The sequence below is a fragment of the Lysobacter sp. A378 genome, from assembly GCF_054052125.1.
This window is the reverse complement of the sequence record NZ_JBSVRK010000002.1, coordinates 999,985-1,016,455: the sequence shown is the minus strand read 5'-3', so window position 1 is coordinate 1,016,455 and position 16,471 is coordinate 999,985. Positions and strand designations below refer to the sequence as shown.

General features: G+C 65.8%; 15 protein-coding genes. 11 read left to right on the top strand and 4 right to left on the bottom strand.

Features of this window, described 5'->3' with window-relative positions; genetic code table 11:
• The first annotated feature begins 14 nt into the window (after nucleotides 1-14).
• The 5 genes from pcnB (at nucleotide 15) to panD (ending at nucleotide 4,125) form a co-directional block, all read left to right on the top strand.
• Complete coding sequence (gene pcnB / locus ACW7G1_RS10495; RefSeq protein ID WP_456979660.1) at nucleotides 15-1,364, top strand: polynucleotide adenylyltransferase PcnB; 1,350 nt, start codon at nucleotides 15-17, stop codon at nucleotides 1,362-1,364.
• Nucleotides 1,361-1,894: a 2-amino-4-hydroxy-6-hydroxymethyldihydropteridine diphosphokinase gene (gene folK, locus ACW7G1_RS10490; RefSeq protein WP_456979659.1), complete on the top strand. Its 534-nt coding sequence runs from the start codon at nucleotides 1,361-1,363 to the stop codon at nucleotides 1,892-1,894. Before pcnB ends, folK begins: the two co-directional genes overlap by 4 nt.
• Before the next feature lie 15 nt (nucleotides 1,895-1,909).
• On the top strand, nucleotides 1,910-2,737 hold the full coding sequence (panB, locus tag ACW7G1_RS10485) for a 3-methyl-2-oxobutanoate hydroxymethyltransferase (protein ID WP_456979658.1): 828 nt from the start codon (nucleotides 1,910-1,912) through the stop codon (nucleotides 2,735-2,737).
• 15 nt (nucleotides 2,738-2,752) lie between these two features.
• Entirely contained in the window at nucleotides 2,753-3,628 is an 876-nt protein-coding gene (gene panC, locus ACW7G1_RS10480) for a pantoate--beta-alanine ligase (RefSeq protein ID WP_456979657.1), read from the top strand.
• Nucleotides 3,629-3,741: 113 nt separating this feature from the next.
• Nucleotides 3,742-4,125 carry an aspartate 1-decarboxylase gene (gene panD / locus ACW7G1_RS10475; RefSeq protein WP_456979656.1) on the top strand — a complete coding sequence of 128 codons (384 nt, stop codon included), beginning with the start codon at nucleotides 3,742-3,744 and terminating at the stop codon, nucleotides 4,123-4,125.
• Between the two features lie 33 nt (nucleotides 4,126-4,158).
• Here panD and queG read toward each other — a convergent pair whose 3' ends face one another.
• Nucleotides 4,159-5,265, bottom strand: a complete 1,107-nt coding sequence (queG, locus tag ACW7G1_RS10470; RefSeq protein WP_456979901.1) for a tRNA epoxyqueuosine(34) reductase QueG — start codon at nucleotides 5,263-5,265, stop codon at nucleotides 4,159-4,161.
• Nucleotides 5,266-5,317: 52 nt separating this feature from the next.
• Here queG and ACW7G1_RS10465 point away from each other — a divergent pair, with 52 nt between their 5' ends.
• From ACW7G1_RS10465 to ACW7G1_RS10440, 6 genes are all read left to right on the top strand, one after another.
• Nucleotides 5,318-6,811 carry an NAD(P)H-hydrate dehydratase gene (locus ACW7G1_RS10465; RefSeq protein ID WP_456979655.1) on the top strand — a complete coding sequence of 498 codons (1,494 nt, stop codon included), beginning with the start codon at nucleotides 5,318-5,320 and terminating at the stop codon, nucleotides 6,809-6,811.
• On the top strand, nucleotides 6,808-7,266 hold the full coding sequence (gene tsaE, locus ACW7G1_RS10460) for a tRNA (adenosine(37)-N6)-threonylcarbamoyltransferase complex ATPase subunit type 1 TsaE (RefSeq protein WP_456979654.1): 459 nt from the start codon (nucleotides 6,808-6,810) through the stop codon (nucleotides 7,264-7,266). Before ACW7G1_RS10465 ends, tsaE begins: the two co-directional genes overlap by 4 nt.
• 106 nt (nucleotides 7,267-7,372) lie before the next feature.
• Nucleotides 7,373-8,887, top strand: coding sequence for an N-acetylmuramoyl-L-alanine amidase (locus ACW7G1_RS10455; protein WP_456979653.1), 1,515 nt, complete (start codon nucleotides 7,373-7,375; stop codon nucleotides 8,885-8,887).
• Between the two features lie 93 nt (nucleotides 8,888-8,980).
• On the top strand, nucleotides 8,981-10,852 hold the full coding sequence (gene mutL / locus ACW7G1_RS10450; protein WP_456979652.1) for a DNA mismatch repair endonuclease MutL: 1,872 nt from the start codon (nucleotides 8,981-8,983) through the stop codon (nucleotides 10,850-10,852).
• 1 nt (nucleotide 10,853) lies between these two features.
• Nucleotides 10,854-11,813 (top strand): DUF1684 domain-containing protein, encoded by a 960-nt coding sequence (locus ACW7G1_RS10445; protein ID WP_456979651.1) that lies wholly within the window; start codon nucleotides 10,854-10,856, stop codon nucleotides 11,811-11,813.
• Between the two features lie 30 nt (nucleotides 11,814-11,843).
• On the top strand, nucleotides 11,844-12,839 hold the full coding sequence (locus ACW7G1_RS10440; RefSeq protein ID WP_456979650.1) for a TraB/GumN family protein: 996 nt from the start codon (nucleotides 11,844-11,846) through the stop codon (nucleotides 12,837-12,839).
• On the opposite strand, the gene rnfB is transcribed toward ACW7G1_RS10440, so the two are convergent.
• The 3 genes from rnfB to ACW7G1_RS10425 all read right to left on the bottom strand — a co-directional run bounded on the left by rnfB (nucleotide 12,793) and on the right by ACW7G1_RS10425 (nucleotide 15,949).
• A complete protein-coding gene (gene rnfB / locus ACW7G1_RS10435) occupies nucleotides 12,793-13,224 on the bottom strand; it encodes an Rnf electron transport complex subunit RnfB (protein WP_456979649.1) in 432 nt (143 codons plus the stop codon). The genes ACW7G1_RS10440 and rnfB overlap by 47 nt on opposite strands.
• 19 nt (nucleotides 13,225-13,243) lie before the next feature.
• A complete protein-coding gene (metG, locus tag ACW7G1_RS10430) occupies nucleotides 13,244-15,346 on the bottom strand; it encodes a methionine--tRNA ligase (protein WP_456979648.1) in 2,103 nt (700 codons plus the stop codon).
• A gap of 171 nt (nucleotides 15,347-15,517) precedes the next feature.
• On the bottom strand, nucleotides 15,518-15,949 hold the full coding sequence (locus ACW7G1_RS10425) for a DUF2147 domain-containing protein (protein ID WP_456979647.1): 432 nt from the start codon (nucleotides 15,947-15,949) through the stop codon (nucleotides 15,518-15,520).
• Nucleotides 15,950-16,471 lie beyond the last annotated feature (522 nt).

Here is a 16,471-nt window from a genome sequence, read left to right as displayed (position 1 = left end):
GCGACGCCCGCCTGATGCCAGACAAAAATCAACTTCCCGTTCCCGCCCTGCGGGTCATCCCTCGCGATCAGCACAACGTATCGCGCAAGGACATCAGCCCCAATGCCCTGCGGGTGCTTTACCGCCTGCGCGACGGTGGTTTCGCTGCCTACCTGGTCGGCGGCGCCGTGCGCGACCTGTTGGCCGGCCGCGCGCCCAAGGACTTCGACATCGCCACCGCGGCGACACCCGAACAGGTCAAACAGCTGTTCCGCAACTGCCGCCTGATCGGTCGCCGGTTCCGGCTGGCGCATGTGGTGTTTGGTCGCGAGATCATCGAGGTCGCCACCTTCCGCGCCAACACCGACGATGGCAGCGGCGACCGCGAGCAACACGAAGGCGGCCGCCTGCTGCGTGACAACGTTTACGGCACCATCGAGGACGACGCGGTCCGCCGCGACTTCACCGCCAACGCGCTGTATTACGGCATCGAGGATTTTTCGGTGCGCGATTACACCGGCGGCTTCGAGGATGTGCAGAACCGCCTGATGCGGCTGATCGGCGATCCGGAAACACGCTACCGGGAAGACCCGGTGCGAATGCTGCGCGCCGTCCGGCTGGCCGCCAAGCTGGGCTTCCAGATCGAGCCCGCCACTGCTGCGCCGATCCGGCCGCTGGCACCGCTGTTGGCCGACTCGGCACCGGCGCGCTTGTTCGAGGAGTGCTTGAAGCTGTTCTTGTCCGGCCATGCGGTCGAGAGCTTCCTGGGCCTGGAAAAACACGGCCTGCTGCCGATGCTGTTGCCCGAAAGCGCTGCCGCACTGACGGCCAACCGCAGTGGCGCGCTGCGCAAGATGGTACTCGACGGCCTGCGCGGAACCGACCAGCGTGTCGCGGATGGCGAGCCGGTGTCGCCGGCGTTCCTGTTTGCCTTGCTTCTTTGGCCGGCGTATTGCCGGACACTGATGGCATTGCAGGCGCAAGGGGTGCAGGCGATCGAGGCCCAGCGTCGCGCCGCCGATCGGGTCACCGTGCACGAGCTGGCGATGGTCGCCTTGCCGCGCCGGTTCTCGATCCCGATGCAGGAAATCTGGCTGCTGCAGTCGCGCTTCTCACTTCGCCAGGGCAAGCGGGTGTCGCGGATGCTCTCCCACCCGCGTTTTCGCGCCGCGTTCGACTTCCTCACGCTTCGGCTCGGGGTGTCGGACGAGCACGCCGAGGATGTCGATTTCTGGCTCCAGGCCCAAAAGGAGTACGGGCCGTTGTTGGCAACCCAGCACGACGGGGACGACGAACCATACGCAGGTGACTCGGCCGACGCCGGCAAACCTTCCAAGCCACGGCCACGACGGCGCAGTCGGCGCACGGCGGCTGCCGACGAATGAACCCCGGCGTCGCGGTGTTCGTTGGCCTTGGCAGCAACCTGGGCGACAGCGCCGCCATCATCGGGTCCGCCCTGGGCGCGCTGGACGCCTTGCCCGGCACCCGTGTATTGAAGGTCTCGCGCCTGTATCGCACCCCGGCGTGGGGACTGACCGCGCAGCCGGATTTCCTCAACGCAGTGGCGTGGCTGGAAACCACATCGGCCGCGCAATCACTGCTGGCGGCGATGCTGGGCATCGAACGCGACGCCGGCCGGACACGCCGCGATGATGGCCGCGACCGCTGGGGCCCGCGCACACTGGATCTCGACCTGTTGTTATATGGCGACCAGGTGATCGATCAACCCGGCCTGCAGGTTCCGCACCCGCACCTGCATGAGCGTGCGTTTGCGCTGCTGCCGCTGGTGGAGATCGCGCCCGATGCCCGGATTCCCGGCCGGGGTCTGGCGCGTGAGCTGCTCGCCGTGATGGCCACCGACGACATCGAAGCGCTACCGTATGCACTCCCGCCGCGAACTGACGCGGCTCGTTAAGCGAAGAGCGCAATCATGTATACCTCCGCCGCCGTTCCGGCTGACCGCAAGCCCTGGACCGTGCCGTTGCTGCGCGCGGCCAAGAACGATGACCGCAAACTGGTGATGCTGACCTGTTACGACGCCGGGTTTGCCCGCGTGCTGGACGCCGCAGGTATCGACCTGGTGCTCATTGGCGACTCGCTGGGCATGGTCGTACAGGGGCAAGACAGCACCCTGCCGGTGACGGTCGATGACATTGCGTACCACACCGCCTGCGTCCGACGTGGTTTGGCGACCGCCTTGCTGGTGGCCGACATGCCGTTCCAGTCCGACGCCACGCCGCTGCGTGCGCTGGATGCGGCGACCCGGTTCCTGCAGGCCGGTGCGGCCATGGTCAAGATCGAAGGCGCCGGCCCCAAACTCGACGTGATCCGTTACCTGGTGGAGCGCGAGATACCGGTGTGTTCCCACCTCGGCCTGACCCCGCAGTCGGTGCTGCGGCTGGGCGGGTATCGGGTGCAGGGCAGGGATGACGCGGCGGCGGAGCAGTTGCTCGAGGATGCACGCGCCGTTGCTGCGGCCGGCGCGGAGTTGCTGGTGCTCGAGTGCGTGCCAACCCCGGTGGCGGCCCGCATCACCGCCGAGTTGGAAATCCCGACCATCGGCATCGGCGCCGGCCCGCAATGCGATGGACAGGTGCTGGTGCTGCACGACATGCTCGGCCTGGCCGGCGGCTCGCGTCGGCCCAAGTTCGTCAAGGATTTTCTCGCCGAGGGTGGATCCGTCCTCGGCGCGATGCAGGCGTATGCGGCCGCGGTACGCGAAGGTCGGTTCCCCGACGCCGCGCATTCCTACGCCTGACGGGTTGCAGACGCGATGATCGAGACCGTCACGGAACTGTCCGCGCTGCGCGAGCGCGTCGGTGAGTGGAAGCGCGCGGGCCTGCGGGTCGGCTTCGTGCCGACCATGGGCAACCTGCACCCCGGCCACCATTCGCTGGTGAAACTCGCCGGGCAGAGTGCCGACCGGGTGATCGCCAGTGTGTTCGTCAATCCGACCCAGTTCGGTCCCGACGAGGACTTCGATCGCTACCCGCGCACCGCCGATGCCGATGCGGCCGGGCTGGACGCCGCGGGCGCCGACCTGATGTGGCTGCCATCGGTTCCGACCATGTACCCGTATGGCGTCGAGGCCACCGTGCAGGTACGGGTACCCGGCGTGACCGAAGTGCTGGAGGGTGCGCGTCGCCCGGGCCATTTCGACGGTGTATCGACCGTGGTGTCGCGTCTGTTCAATCAGGTCCAGCCGGACGTGGCGGTATTCGGAAGCAAGGACTACCAGCAGTTGGCGGTGATCCGTTACCTGGTCCGTGACCTGGCATTTCCGGTCGAGCTGCTGGCGGCTCCCACCCTGCGTGAGACCGACGGGCTGGCGATGAGTTCGCGCAATCAATACCTGTCGGCCAGTGAGCGTCCGGTCGCGGCGCAGATCCAGTCGTGCCTGCAGGCCATGCGGCACGCCAGCCAAGCCGGGCAGGCTCGGGAAACGGTGGAGTCCGATGCCGTGCATCGCCTTGCCCAAGCGGGCTTCGAGGTGGATTACGCGGTCCTCAGGCGCCCCGACCTGACCGTGCCGACGCCCACGCAGTCGGCGCAGTCACCCGGTACCGATGACCCGGATGCCCGGGTCGCGCTGGTTGCCGCGCGCCTGGGCAGCACCCGGCTGATCGACAACCTCGAATTCAGGCGCTGATCGCAACCGCTGTTTGGCATGCAGTGTTTGGCGTGCACTCATGTTGCGCCGCGCCATCGACTGGTAAACTTCAATGCCCCGAAACACCTGCGCGCCGCGTTGGAGTCATCGCAATGCAACTGAACCTGCTCAAGGCCAAGATCCACCGTGCCACCGTCACCCATGCCGAACTGCATTACGAAGGTTCGTGCGCGATTGATGGCCGGTTGCTGGATATTTCCGGCATCCGTGAGTACGAACAGATCCACATCTTCAACATCAACAGCGGGCACCGCTTCATCACTTATGCGATCCGTGGCGAGGAAGGCAGCGGGGTGATTTCGATCAACGGTGCGGCCGCGCATCGCGCGAAGCCCGGCGAGCTGGTGATCATCTGTGCCTACGCCGAATTCGACGAGGCCGAAGCGGCAAAATACAAGCCGACCCTGGTCTATGTCGACAGTGACAACCAGCTGACCCATACCAACAACTCGATCCCGACCCAGGCGGTTGCCTGACCCGCTTGTCGGGTCGTTGGCAACCTCGTTCGATCAGTCCGGCGCGGCGGTCAGCGCTCGGGTGGCATGACGCTGCAATGCCCACTGGACGTGTTCGCGGATCAGTGGGTCTTCGCTGTCGCGGCGTGATTCCAGCGCGGCCAGCACCTGCGGTGTCGACGGTGCGTTGCCCAGCGCGACGGCGATATTACGCAACCAGCGCTGGTGACCGCTGCGGCGGATTGCCGAGCCTTCGGTGCGTTGCAGGAACTCTTCCGGTGTCCACGCAAACAGCTCTGCCAGGCTGGCCTGGTCCAGATGGTTGCGGGCGCGGAAGTCGGGCTCGTCGGTGCGCTTGGCGAACTTGTTCCACGGACACACCAGTTGGCAGTCGTCGCAACCGAAAATGCGGTTGCCGATCGGTTCGCGAAACTCCAGCGGGATCGACCCTTCATGCTCGATGGTCAGGTAGGAGATGCAGCGCCGCGCGTCGAGCCGGTAGGGCGCGGTGATCGCACCGGTCGGGCAGACATCGATGCAGCGCGTGCAGGTGCCGCAATGGGCGGTGGCCGGTTCGCCAATGGGCAGGGGCAGGTCGAGGTAGATCTCGCCCAGGAAAAACCACGAGCCGCCATTCTTGTCGATCAGGCAGGTGTGCTTGCCGATCCAGCCCAATCCGGCGTTCCGCGCCAATGCCCGCTCCAGCACCGGGGCGGAGTCGACGAACACCCGGTGGCCGAACGGGCCGACCAGCTCGGCGATCCGCGTCGCCAGCCGCTGCAGGCGTTGGCGCATGAGCTTGTGGTAATCGCGGCCCAGCGCGTAGCGGGCAACGTAGGCGCGCTCACCATCGTCCAGGGTCTGCCAGGCCTCTTCGTCGTCGCGACGTCCGTAGTCGAGGCCGACCGATACCACCCGCAAGGTGCCCGGAATCAGCTCGGCCGGGCGTGATCGCGCGTCACCATGGCGCGCCATCCATTCCATCGATCCGTACAGGCCCTTTGCGAGCCAGTCACGCAGGTGGGCCTCGTCATCGCCCAGTTCGATGCCACTGATGCCGCAGTGCTGGAACCCGAACTCGCGGGCAAGCTCGCCGATACGCTGGGCGACAGCGGAGTAGTCGGGCGCCGGCGCAGCGTCACTGGGCGTGGCCGGGGGCAGGGCGGTGGGCAGTCGGGTGCGGGTCACGGCTTGCCAAGTATAGAATCGCTGCATGCTTGCTGCCGCCGCCCTGTTTTCCGTCGCCGCCGTGCGCGAGGTCGAGGCCCGCGCGCTGGCCGGCTTGGGCGACAGTGCCGAGTTGATGCAGCGCGCCGGTCAAGGCGCATGGCGAGTGGTGCTGCAGCGTTGGCCGGCGACCCAGTTGTTGTTGGTGGTATGCGGCCCAGGCAACAACGGTGGCGATGGGTACGTGCTCGCCCACCATGCCAGGCAAGCGGGCAGGCAGGTCCAGGTGGTGCGGTTGCCAGGTCATTCGCCGAGGACCGATCCGGCGCGCCTCGCCAGCGCGGCCTATCTGGCCAGTGGCGGCAAGGTGGTCGAGTTTGAAGACGCGCTGCCGGCGGCCGAGCTGGTGGTGGATGCGTTGTTCGGAATCGGCCTGGCACGGCCGCCCGAGCCGCTGGCGGCGGCGTTGATCAGGGCGATCAACCGGCATCCGTCGACGGTGCTTTCACTGGACGTGCCCAGCGGTGTGGATTCAGCGACCGGCGCGGTGGAGGGCGAAGCGGTTGATGCCGCATGCACGCTGGAGTTCATCGCTTCCAAGGCGGGCCTGCGCACTGGTGCGGCACGTGATCACGTCGGCAAACTGCAACGCTTCTGCCTCGGGCTGGACGACGGATTGTTCGAGGGGATCACCCCGATGGCCGAGCGCCTGCAGGCCATCGATCTGCAACGATGGCTGCCTCCGCGCCGCCGCGACAGCCACAAGGGCCGCAATGGCCGGGTGCTGTGCATCGGCGGCGAGCACGGTCATGGCGGGGCGATCATGCTCGCCGCCGAGGCGGCGCTGCGCAGTGGCGCCGGCCTGGTCGACGTGGTGACCCGCAGCGCGCATGTGGCTGCTTTACTGGCGAGGTTGCCGGAGGCCATGGTCCACGGTCATGCCGATGATGCCGACGCGCTGGACAGCCATTTTATCGCCAGTGCCGACGTGGTCATGGCGGGTCCCGGCCTGGGGCAGGGCGACTGGGCGCGTGCGTTGCTGCAGCAGGTTCTGCAATCACCCAAGCCGTTGGTGCTGGACGCCGATGCGCTGAACCTGATCGCCGAGCAGTCGCTTGCGACCCCAGCCAATACGGTGCTTACCCCGCATCCGGGTGAAGCGGCGCGCTTGCTGGATTGCGATACCGCCGATATCCAGCGGGATCGATTTGCCGCCGCCACCGCGCTGGCGACGCAGTTCGACGCCGTGGTGGTACTGAAGGGAGCCGGCAGCATCGTTGCCGCACCAGGCCGGACGCCGCGCCTGATCGATGCCGGCAATCCCGGGATGGCAGTTGGCGGCATGGGCGATGTGTTGAGCGGGGTTATCGCCGCGTTGCGCGCGCAAGGCCTGGAGGCCTTCGATGCCGCCAGTTGTGGCGCGCTGCTGCATGCCGCTGCCGGAGATGCCGCAGCCGCCCGGGACGGTGAGCGCGGACTGTTGCCGAGCGACCTGATGCCCTGGTTGCGCGAGCTTGCCAACCCCGAGCTGACAAGATGAGCCTGCTCTGGTTGCCCAACCCGGCCAGTACCGATCAGCTTGGCTGGTCGCTTGCGGCGTCCCTGCCGCCGCAAGCGGTGGTGCACCTGCGCGGAGAGCTGGGTGCCGGAAAATCCAGTCTTGCCCGTTCCCTGCTGCGGGGGCTTGGCGTGCAGGGGGCAATCCGCAGCCCCACCTACACTCTGGTTGAGCGGTATCCGTTGCCTGGCGGCGGTGAGGCCTGGCACCTGGACCTGTATCGGATTGGCGATCCCGGCGAACTGGAATACCTGGGTCTGGATGGCGAAGACCCGGTGCTATGGCTGGTGGAGTGGCCGGAACGGGGCAGCGGTCACCTGCCGTCGCCGGACCTGTTGATCGAGTTGGCGGTGCAGAAAGATGGCCGGAGCGTGCAGTTGCTGCCGCAAACGCCGGTGGGGCAGGCTTGGCTGGATCGGATGGAAAAAAGCCCATGAACCCAGATCAACTCCTGAACGTTTCCACAAGAGTATGCGGCAGGTGTCGGATTCTTAAGGGAAAAAGTACTTGCAATCGTGGGGAAGCAGTGATTGACTAGCGCCCATGCGAGTCGATGGCGCCACCTTCAAGAATTTCCTGCTGGGTTTGACGCTGGTATCGGCGTCGGCTTGGGGCATCGCGGGCGCCAGCCAGGTTCAGGGCGTGCAGTTGAGCAATGGTGCGACCGGCACCCGTGCCGAGATCGCGTTGGACAAGGCAGGTGAGTTCAACATCATCAGCCTGGCCGGCCCGGACCGGCTGGTGATCGACCTGCCAGCCTCGTCGCTGTCGGCAAACCTGCAGGTTCCGGCCGGCACCGGCGTGGTCACGGCCGTCCGTACCGGTCAGCCGGTTCCCGGCACCGTCCGGATTGTCTTTGATCTTGGCCAATCGATTACCGCGATCACGCCACGGATTGAATCGGGTCCTTCAGGCCCGCGTTTGGTAGTGCAATGGCCGGGCGACGGTGCGGCAGCGCTTGCGTCTACTCCTGCGCCGATCAACAAGCCGGACGTCGCGCCGCAGGCAGTGGTCGACAATGTTGTCGTTGCCCAGGCTGTCGCCGCTCCCGTTTCCGACGCGCCAGCGGTAGACCAGACGGCAGCATCCGCCGAGGCGACCAGTCGCTTGATATCGCAAATTGCGGCGCGCGTCGCTGCTGCCGAACCGACGACCGCAGCCGCAGCCGCGGTTCCGACCACGGTTGCCACCGGTATTCCTACCCGGGTGGCCACTGGAAAACCTGCGGTCCCAGCGGCTCCCGCCCGAGCGGCGAGCGATCCGGTCAAGACCCTGGAGCAGATCATGCAGGGTCGCGGCATGCGCCCGCTGGTGATCGCGATCGATCCCGGGCACGGTGGCCAGGATCCCGGCGCGATCGGCAAGAATGGCACGCGTGAGAAGGATGTCGTGCTGGCGATCAGCAAGGAGCTGGCGCGCCAGATCGACGCCACGCCCGGCTTGAAGTCCTACCTGACCCGGGATAACGACGTGTTCATTCCGTTGAACAAGCGTGCCCGACTGGCACGCGCGGCCAAGGCCGACTTGTTCATCTCGATCCACGCCGATGCCGCGGAGAACCGCGGCGCTGACGGCTCTTCGGTCTACGTGCTGTCGCTGCGCGGTGCCTCTTCGCAGCGCGCACGCTGGTTGGCCGACAAGGAAAACTCCTCCGACTTGGTGGGCGGGGTGCGCCTGGCCCAGACCAACAATACTTTGGCTTCGGTACTGCTCGATTTGACCCAGAGTGGCCATATGAAGGCCTCCGCGGACGCCGCCGAGGAGATCCTCGATGGCCTAAAGCGGGTAGGCAACATCCACAAGCCGCACATCGAGCGCGCCAACTTCGCCGTGCTGCGGACCTCCGACATGCCGGCGATGCTGGTGGAGACCGCCTTCATCTCCAACCCGGCCGAAGAGATCCGTTTGCAGCAACCCGCGTTCCAGCGCAAATTGGCGGGCGCGGTGCTCGACGGCGTCAATACATTCTTCACCCGGCAGCCACCGCCGGGCACGATGTATGCCGCTCGGGCGGCTGTCACGACGGCTTCGGCAGGAGCCGCTGGCGGCAGTCCGTAGCGGGAGCCCGCAGTCCCAGCCGGGAGCCCGGTTGGCGACGACACTCGGTTATGATCGAAGGTCTGCCAGCCCACTCACGGACCCACCGCCACAGTGCCGATCCAGCCGCTTCCAGACACACTGATCAACCAGATTGCGGCGGGCGAGGTCGTCGAGCGTCCTGCCTCGGTGGTGAAAGAGCTGGTCGAGAACGCTCTTGACGCCGGTGCCCAGCGGATCGACATCGACCTTGAGGAAGGCGGTGCCCGGCTGATCCGGGTCAGGGACGACGGTGCCGGCATTTCCGCCGCGGAGCTGCCGCTGGCCATCTCGCGTCATGCCACCAGCAAGATCGCGTCCCTTGATGACCTGGAGCGCGTGTTGACGTTGGGCTTCCGCGGCGAGGCGTTGCCATCGATCGCATCGGTCAGCCGGTTCACCCTGATCTCCCGGACTACCGGGGCCGAACACGGCTCGATGCTGGAAGTCGACGGTGGCCGGGTCGGTGAAGTCGGCCCGAAGCCGCACCCGCAAGGCAGCACAGTCGAGGTCCGCGACCTGTTCTTCAACGTACCGGCACGGCGCAAGTTCCTGCGTGCCGAACGGACCGAGCTGTCCCATATCGAGGAGTGGCTGCGGCAACTGGCGTTGGCTCGCCCCGATGTCGAGCTGCGTGTATCACATAATGGCAAGCCGTCCCGGCGCTGGAAAGGCGACGTGGACATGCTCGACAAGGCAGGGCTGTCGGACGCACGTTTGCACGAGACCCTGGGCGAGGAATTTGCCAACAACGTCCTGCCACTGGACCATCAGGGGGCCGGTTTGCGCCTGCATGGCTGGATTGCGCAGCCGTCCTACAACCGGGCCAGTACCGACCAGCAATACCTGTACTGCAACGGTCGCGCGATCCGTGACCGCAGCATTGCCCATGCGGTCAAGCAGGGTTACGCCGATGTGCTGTTCCATGGGCGCCAACCTGCCTACGTATTGTTCCTGGAGCTCGACCCGGCCAGGGTCGATGTCAACGTGCACCCGGCCAAGCATGAGGTGCGTTTTCGCGATTCGCGACTGATCCACGATTTCGTCTACCGGACCGTGCAGACCGCCCTCGCCGGGACGCGTGCCGGTCTGGCAGGCTCGGCCATGACAGGAGCATCGGCGGGGGGCGATGGCACGGCGGCCGGTGCCCACCAAGGCCTGGGGTTTGCGCCGCGCTGGCATCCGCCGCAGGCACCGCTGGGGCTGCAGGTGGCCGAAGCGCGTGCCGGTTTCGCGACGCTTTATGGAAGCAGCGAATCAAGCGCTGCGTCGGCGTCGCCCGGTGCCCAGCTACCGGGGTCGGCATTCCCCGCCGGTGGTTTCCTGCCAGCCAGCAGTGAGGCGACGCTGCCACCACTGGGCCATGCGATCGCCCAGTTGCACGGGATCTACATCCTCGCCCAATCACGTGACGGGTTGATCGTGGTCGACATGCACGCCGCCCATGAGCGCATCGGGTACGAGCGGCTCAAGCGTGCGCACGATGGCGAAGGCCTGCGCAGCCAGCCGCTGCTGGTGCCTGCGACGCTGGCGGTATCGGAGCCCGAAGCCGATGTCGCCGAGAGCGAAGCGGCGACGCTGGACGCGCTCGGGTTTGAAGTGACCCGCGCCGGTCCGCAGTCGCTGACCTTGCGATCGGTGCCGGCGTTGCTTGCGCACGGGGATGTCGAGGCATTGTTGCGCGATGTCATCGGCGACCTGCGCGAGCACGGTGGTGCTTCGCCGCTGGGCGGGATACGGGTCGCCGCGGCGCGCGACGAATTGTTGTCGACCATGGCCTGCCACGGTGCCGTGCGCGCCAACCGGCGCCTCACCCTGCCGGAGATGGATGCGTTGCTGCGCGAGATGGAAGTCACCGAACGATCCGGCCAGTGCAATCATGGCCGGCCCACCTGGGCGGCGTTCAACCTGTCCCAGATCGATCACTGGTTCCTGCGCGGACGCTGAAATGCCAAAACTCCACCACATGTTCGTGCTGTTGTGCCTGACCACCCTGGGCGTGGCCCTGGGTGGTTGCGAGCGCAGTAATCTGTCTCCCACCAATGACGAGGTTTCGATGTCCGCCGAAGAGTTTGCCTTCAAGCAAAGCCAGCAAGCCTGGCGTCAGCAGCGTCGTGCCGGGTTGGTAGCGGCCGATGGCTGGACCAGTCTGGTGGGCCTGCACTGGATCGAACCGGGCGCGCACTACCTGGGCAGCGATGCGGACAACGGCATGCGCCTGGCAATGGGCCCGGAGCACATCGGCATGATCGAGTTGCGTGACGACCGCGTCCGCCTGGTGCCCGAGGCGGGGGTGGCATTGACGGTTGACGGTGAACCGTTGACCGGTGAGGCCTGGCTGCGCGCGGACGATGATCCTGCCGGCCCGACCACGCTGGGGTTCGACGAAGGTGATGGCCGCGCGGTGGTGATCAAGCGCAATGATCGTCTTGCGTTGCGCGTCCGCCATGCCCAGGCGCCCACAAGGACCGGGTTTGCCGGATTGGAGTATTGGCCGGCAGACCCCGAATGGGTGGTGCCGGCACGATTCGTTCCGCACCCGGCAGGACAGACGATGGAGATTGCCAACATCATCGGTGCATTCGATGAGGTGGCCAATCCGGGGCTGGTCGAATTCGAGCGTGACGGTGTGAGCTACCAGTTGGAAGCCATCGACGAGGGCGGTGACACATTGTTCCTGGTCTTCGCCGACCGCACCAACGGGCACGGCAGCTACGGCGCCGGTCGCTTTGTGTATGTCCCCAAGCCGGACGCTGACGGCCGACTGGTCGTTGACTTCAACCAGGCCTACAACCCGCCCTGCGCCTTCACCGCATTTGCCACCTGCCCGTTGCCGCCGCTGGAAAACCGGCTGGACCTGGCGGTGACCGCCGGGGAGAAATCCTATGTCGCCGGTGACGCTCCCTGAAACCCGCCGCGCCACAAGCCGAGTAGCGACATGCAACCATTGAAGACCGTGCTGGCCGGGCTGCTGGCGGTGTGCGCCACGGTGTCGGCGGGAGCCGTCAGTACCGTCGAGGTGCTGCCGGACACCTTGCCGCCGCCGTACAGCCCGCCCGTGCCGCTGCTGTGGAAAGTCTCCGACGCCGACAACGCGATCTACCTGCTTGGATCGTTCCACCTGCTGAAGCAGGATGACTACCCGCTGTCGGGCGATATTGATGCGACGTATGAGCTGGCGGACAGGATCGTATTCGAGGTTGCACCTGCCGAGCTTGATGACCCGACGACGGGGCAAAAATTCCTTGAGGCCGCCGGCTATGAGGACGGACGCGTGCTCGCCGACGTGTTGCCGCCGCGACTGCGCGAGAAGCTGCACCGATTGTTGGCCCGGCAGGGCAGCGGGCTCGAACAGGTAAACCAGTACGACCCCTGGTTCGTCAATTTGTCGCTGATGCTCGGCTTGTCACGATCGTTGGGCTTCAGCGCCGAGCTGGGGCTGGATCGTCATTTGATGGAGCGCGCGGCCAGCTCCGGCAAGCCGACCTCCGGGCTCGAATCGATTGATGACCAGTTGCAGGCACTGGACGCCGCGCCGATGCAAGAGCAGCTGATCGGGCTGAAGGATTTTCTCGACCGCCCGCAGGAGATGCCCGCGATGCTGGCCGATCTGCACCAGGCCTGGCGCGACGGCGACATGGAAGCGCTGGATGCCCTGACCCGGCAGGAAATGCTGGAAAAGACCCCGCAGACGTACCGGGCCATCAACCAGGAGCGCAACCTGTCGTGGCTGCCCCAGCTACGGCAGATGCTCGATGAGAATCATCATGATGATGTCATGGTGGTGGTCGGTGCCTTGCACCTGCTCGGGGACGATGGCGTCGTGGAGCTGCTGCGCGATCACGGTTACCAGGTCGAACGTATCTGCTCGGCTTGTGACGCCGCGCTCAGCGACTCGATTCCGCCGCCAGAGGGGCCACAAACTCCATCGTGATGCAATCCACCGGGCAGGCCGGCACGCACAATTCGCAACCGGTGCATAGCGGCTCGATCACCGTGTGCATGTACTTGGCGCCGCCCACGATCGCATCGACCGGACAGGCCTGGATGCATTTGGTGCAGCCGATGCAGTCGTCCTCGATGACCAGCGCGACCTGGGCCGGTGTGTGCTCGCCGCGATGCCGGTCGAAGGCCTTGGGCTCGACGCCAAGCGCCCGGGCCAGAGCCAGTGCGCCGGCATCGCCGCCGGGAGGGCAGCGGTCGATATCCGCATCGCCTGCCGCCATCGCCTCGGCGTACGGCCGGCAGCCCGGATAACCGCATTGGCCGCACTGGGTTTGCGGCAACAGGCGGTCGAGTCGCTCGGTCAGGTCGGCCATGGCGTTGCCTGGAACGTTATCAACGCACCGGCATGCCAGCCTGCGCGCTGCTGTCGGCATCCAGCAAGGCCAGCGCGTCGGCGTCGAAACCGGCGGAGAGGATCATGCCCTCGCTCATCCCGAACCGCATCTTGCGCGGCGCGAGGTTGGCGATGAACACCACGTTGCGGCCGACCAGTTTGCCTGGCTCCGGGTACGACGCGCGGATGCCGGAAAAGATCTGCCGGGTGCCCAGATCGCCGCTGTCGAGCTCAAAGCGCAGCAGCTTGTTAGAGCCTTCGACCAATTCGCAGGCCAGCACCTTGCCGATGCGCAGGTCGAGCTTGGCGAAGTCGTCGATGCCGATAGTCGCGACCTGCGCGGCGGCCTGCGATGCATCGGGCGTTGCCGGCTTCGCGGCAGCGGCCGGAGCGGGCTGGGCGATGGATGTCGGCGTTACGTCCGCCGGGGTTTGCGGCGCATCGGTCGCTTTCATGGAATCCTTGCTGGCTTCTGTCATGGCATCGATCAGCTTCGGGTCAATCCGGGTAAACAACGGTGAATAGGCGTGGATGCGGTGGCCGACAAGTGGCGCGTCCAGCGTGCGCCAATCCGTTACCGGTGCATCCAGGAAGGCTTCGGCTTGAGTGGTGACCCGGGGCAGCACCGGCTTGAGCGCGGTGTTGAGCACGCGGAACAGATTCAAGCCCTGGCTGCACACCGCCTGCAGTTGCGCGTCCTGCCCCTCCTGCTTGGCGATCACCCATGGCTTGTGGTCGTCGATATACCGGTTGGCCTCGTCGGCTAGGGCCATCGTCATCCGCAGCGCGGTGGCAGCTTCGTTGCGGTGGTAGGCGGCTGCGATCGGCACCAATTGCTCGACGAAACGCGCGTACATCGCCGGGTCGGGCAGGGCATCGGCGAGCTGACCGTCGAAGCGCTTGCTGATGAATCCCGCGCAGCGGCTGGCGAGGTTGACGAACTTGCCGACCAGGTCGGCGTTTACCCGCTGGGTAAAGTCGGCCAGGTTGAGATCCAGGTCGTCCACGCCGCCGGAGGTCTTGGTTGCGAAGTAGTAGCGCAGCGCTTCCGGCTCCAGGCCGACATCGAGGTAGGTACGCGCCATCACGAAGGTGCCGCGGGACTTGGACATCTTGGCGCCATCCACGGTCAGATAGCCGTTGACGTGCAGCCGCGTGGGCGCACGGAAGCCCGCGCCGTGCAGTACCGCCGGCCAGAACAGACCGTGGAAGTTGACGATGTCCTTGCCGATGAAGTGGTGCAGTTCCGATTGGCTGTCGCGGGCAAGATAGCTGAAGAAATCCAGCCCCTCACGCTCGCACAGCGCCTGGAAGCTGGCCAGGTAGCCGATCGGCGCGTCGATCCAGACATACAGGTACTTGCCCGGATGGCCGGGGATCTGGAAGCCGAAGTAGGGCGCATCGCGGGAGATGTCCCAGGCGCGCAGGCCGCCGTCGGCGTCCAGCCATTCCTGCAGCTTGGCCTTCACGCCCGGATTGGCGACATCCCCGGACAGCCAGTCGCGCAGGAAGGCATCGAAATCGCCCACCTCGAAGAAGAAGTGTTCCGACTCACGCAGCTCCGGCTCTGCGCCGCTGACCACCGAGCGCGGCTCCTTCAGCTCGGTCGGCGAATAGGTCGCCCCGCAGTGCTCGCAGTTGTCGCCGTACTGGTCGGGCGTATTGCAGTTGGGGCAGATGCCTTTGACGAAGCGGTCCGGCAGGAACATCCCCTTGACCGGGTCGTACAGCTGGGCAACCGAGCGCCGCTTGATGTGGCCGTTGTTGTCGAGCTTGGTGTAGATCGCCTCGGTCAAGGCGCGGTTGCGCGGGGAGTTGGTCGAGTCGTAATGATCAAAGGCCACCCCGAAATCCGCGAAGTCGCGCTCATGGCTGGCCTGGATGCCGGCGATGTAGGCTTCCGGCGTCATTTCGGCCTTCTCCGCGGCCAGCATGATCGGCGTGCCGTGGGTGTCGTCGGCACAGACGAAATGGGCGGTGCTCCCGGACAGGCGCTGCGCGCGCGTGAAGATGTCGCCCTGGATGTAACCAACCAGATGGCCCAGATGCAGGGGGCCGTTGGCATAGGGCAGGGCGCAGGTGACGAGGAGCTCGCGGGACATGGGCAGGGATGGCGGTGACGGAACCCTTATTGTCGCATGCGCCAGCGGTGACCCGACCGCTCGGCAACGGTCAGCTCACGCCGATCAAACCGGCGGCTGACCCAACGAAGACGGCCCGCAAGAGCGGGCCGTCGGGGTGTAAAGCGTGCGCGTAAACGCTTGCGATCTGCGTTACTTGCGGACCCAGGTCTGGGTGCGGCCAAGCAGGGAGAAGCCCATGAAGCCGCGGACCTCCAACTTGGTGCCGTCACCGTTGGGTTGCAACTTCAGCGAGTAGACCTTGCCCTTGGCCGGGTCGAGGATCTTGCCGCCTTTCCAGATATCGCCGTCCTGCTTGGCATCCCACAGGATCACCATTCCCTCGATCGGCTGGTTCTTGCGTTCGCCGTCGCACTCGCTGCAAATCGGGTTGTCGCCCTGTGCGGACTGCATCACTTCGAGCACCCGGCCGGAGAGCGTGCCATTGTCGGCCTGGTAAATTTCCACCGTCGACTTGGCCTTGCCGGTGTCATCGTCGATGGTCGTCCAGGTGCCGACCGGGCTTTGCTGGGCGAGAGCAGACAGCGGCAGTACCAGCAGTAACGCGAGCAACTTCATACGCATATTGTTTCCTCCGGAAGCAGGGGACAGTGCCGATCTTTATACCGCATCCGGTCGGAAGCCCGCGATAAGCAGTCGCTGCGGTTCATCAAGTGTCGCGATTGAAGGCGGGAAGCGGCACCGCCAGCGCCGAGCTGCTGCATCGGGGGGCGGATTCAACTTTGAAGTGCACGGTGATCGTGGTTGAAGAATATCTCGCTTGGCGTCAAGTAGCTCAGCCGCGGACTCCAGCCGATCCGGCAAAGCCGCTGCGACGGGCGACCAAGGTCACCCGCATGCCGGTTCCGCAAGACGAGCGTGGCTGTGAGCGATCGATCCGGCGTAAAGCGTGTCAGCCGCGATTGCGTCGCAGCTCGCGACCAATGGTGCTGGATGGCAGCTAATCGTCTCGGCGATGCATTTGTGTGAAATTTCCTGCGATGCAGGGCGGTGATCTGGTAGCGTTGCTCCAAGGTCAGGTATCAATAGCTCATGTGCAACTCCACTTGCCGGTGAAGTGGCGCAGGCTACGGCATCTGGCCCGCT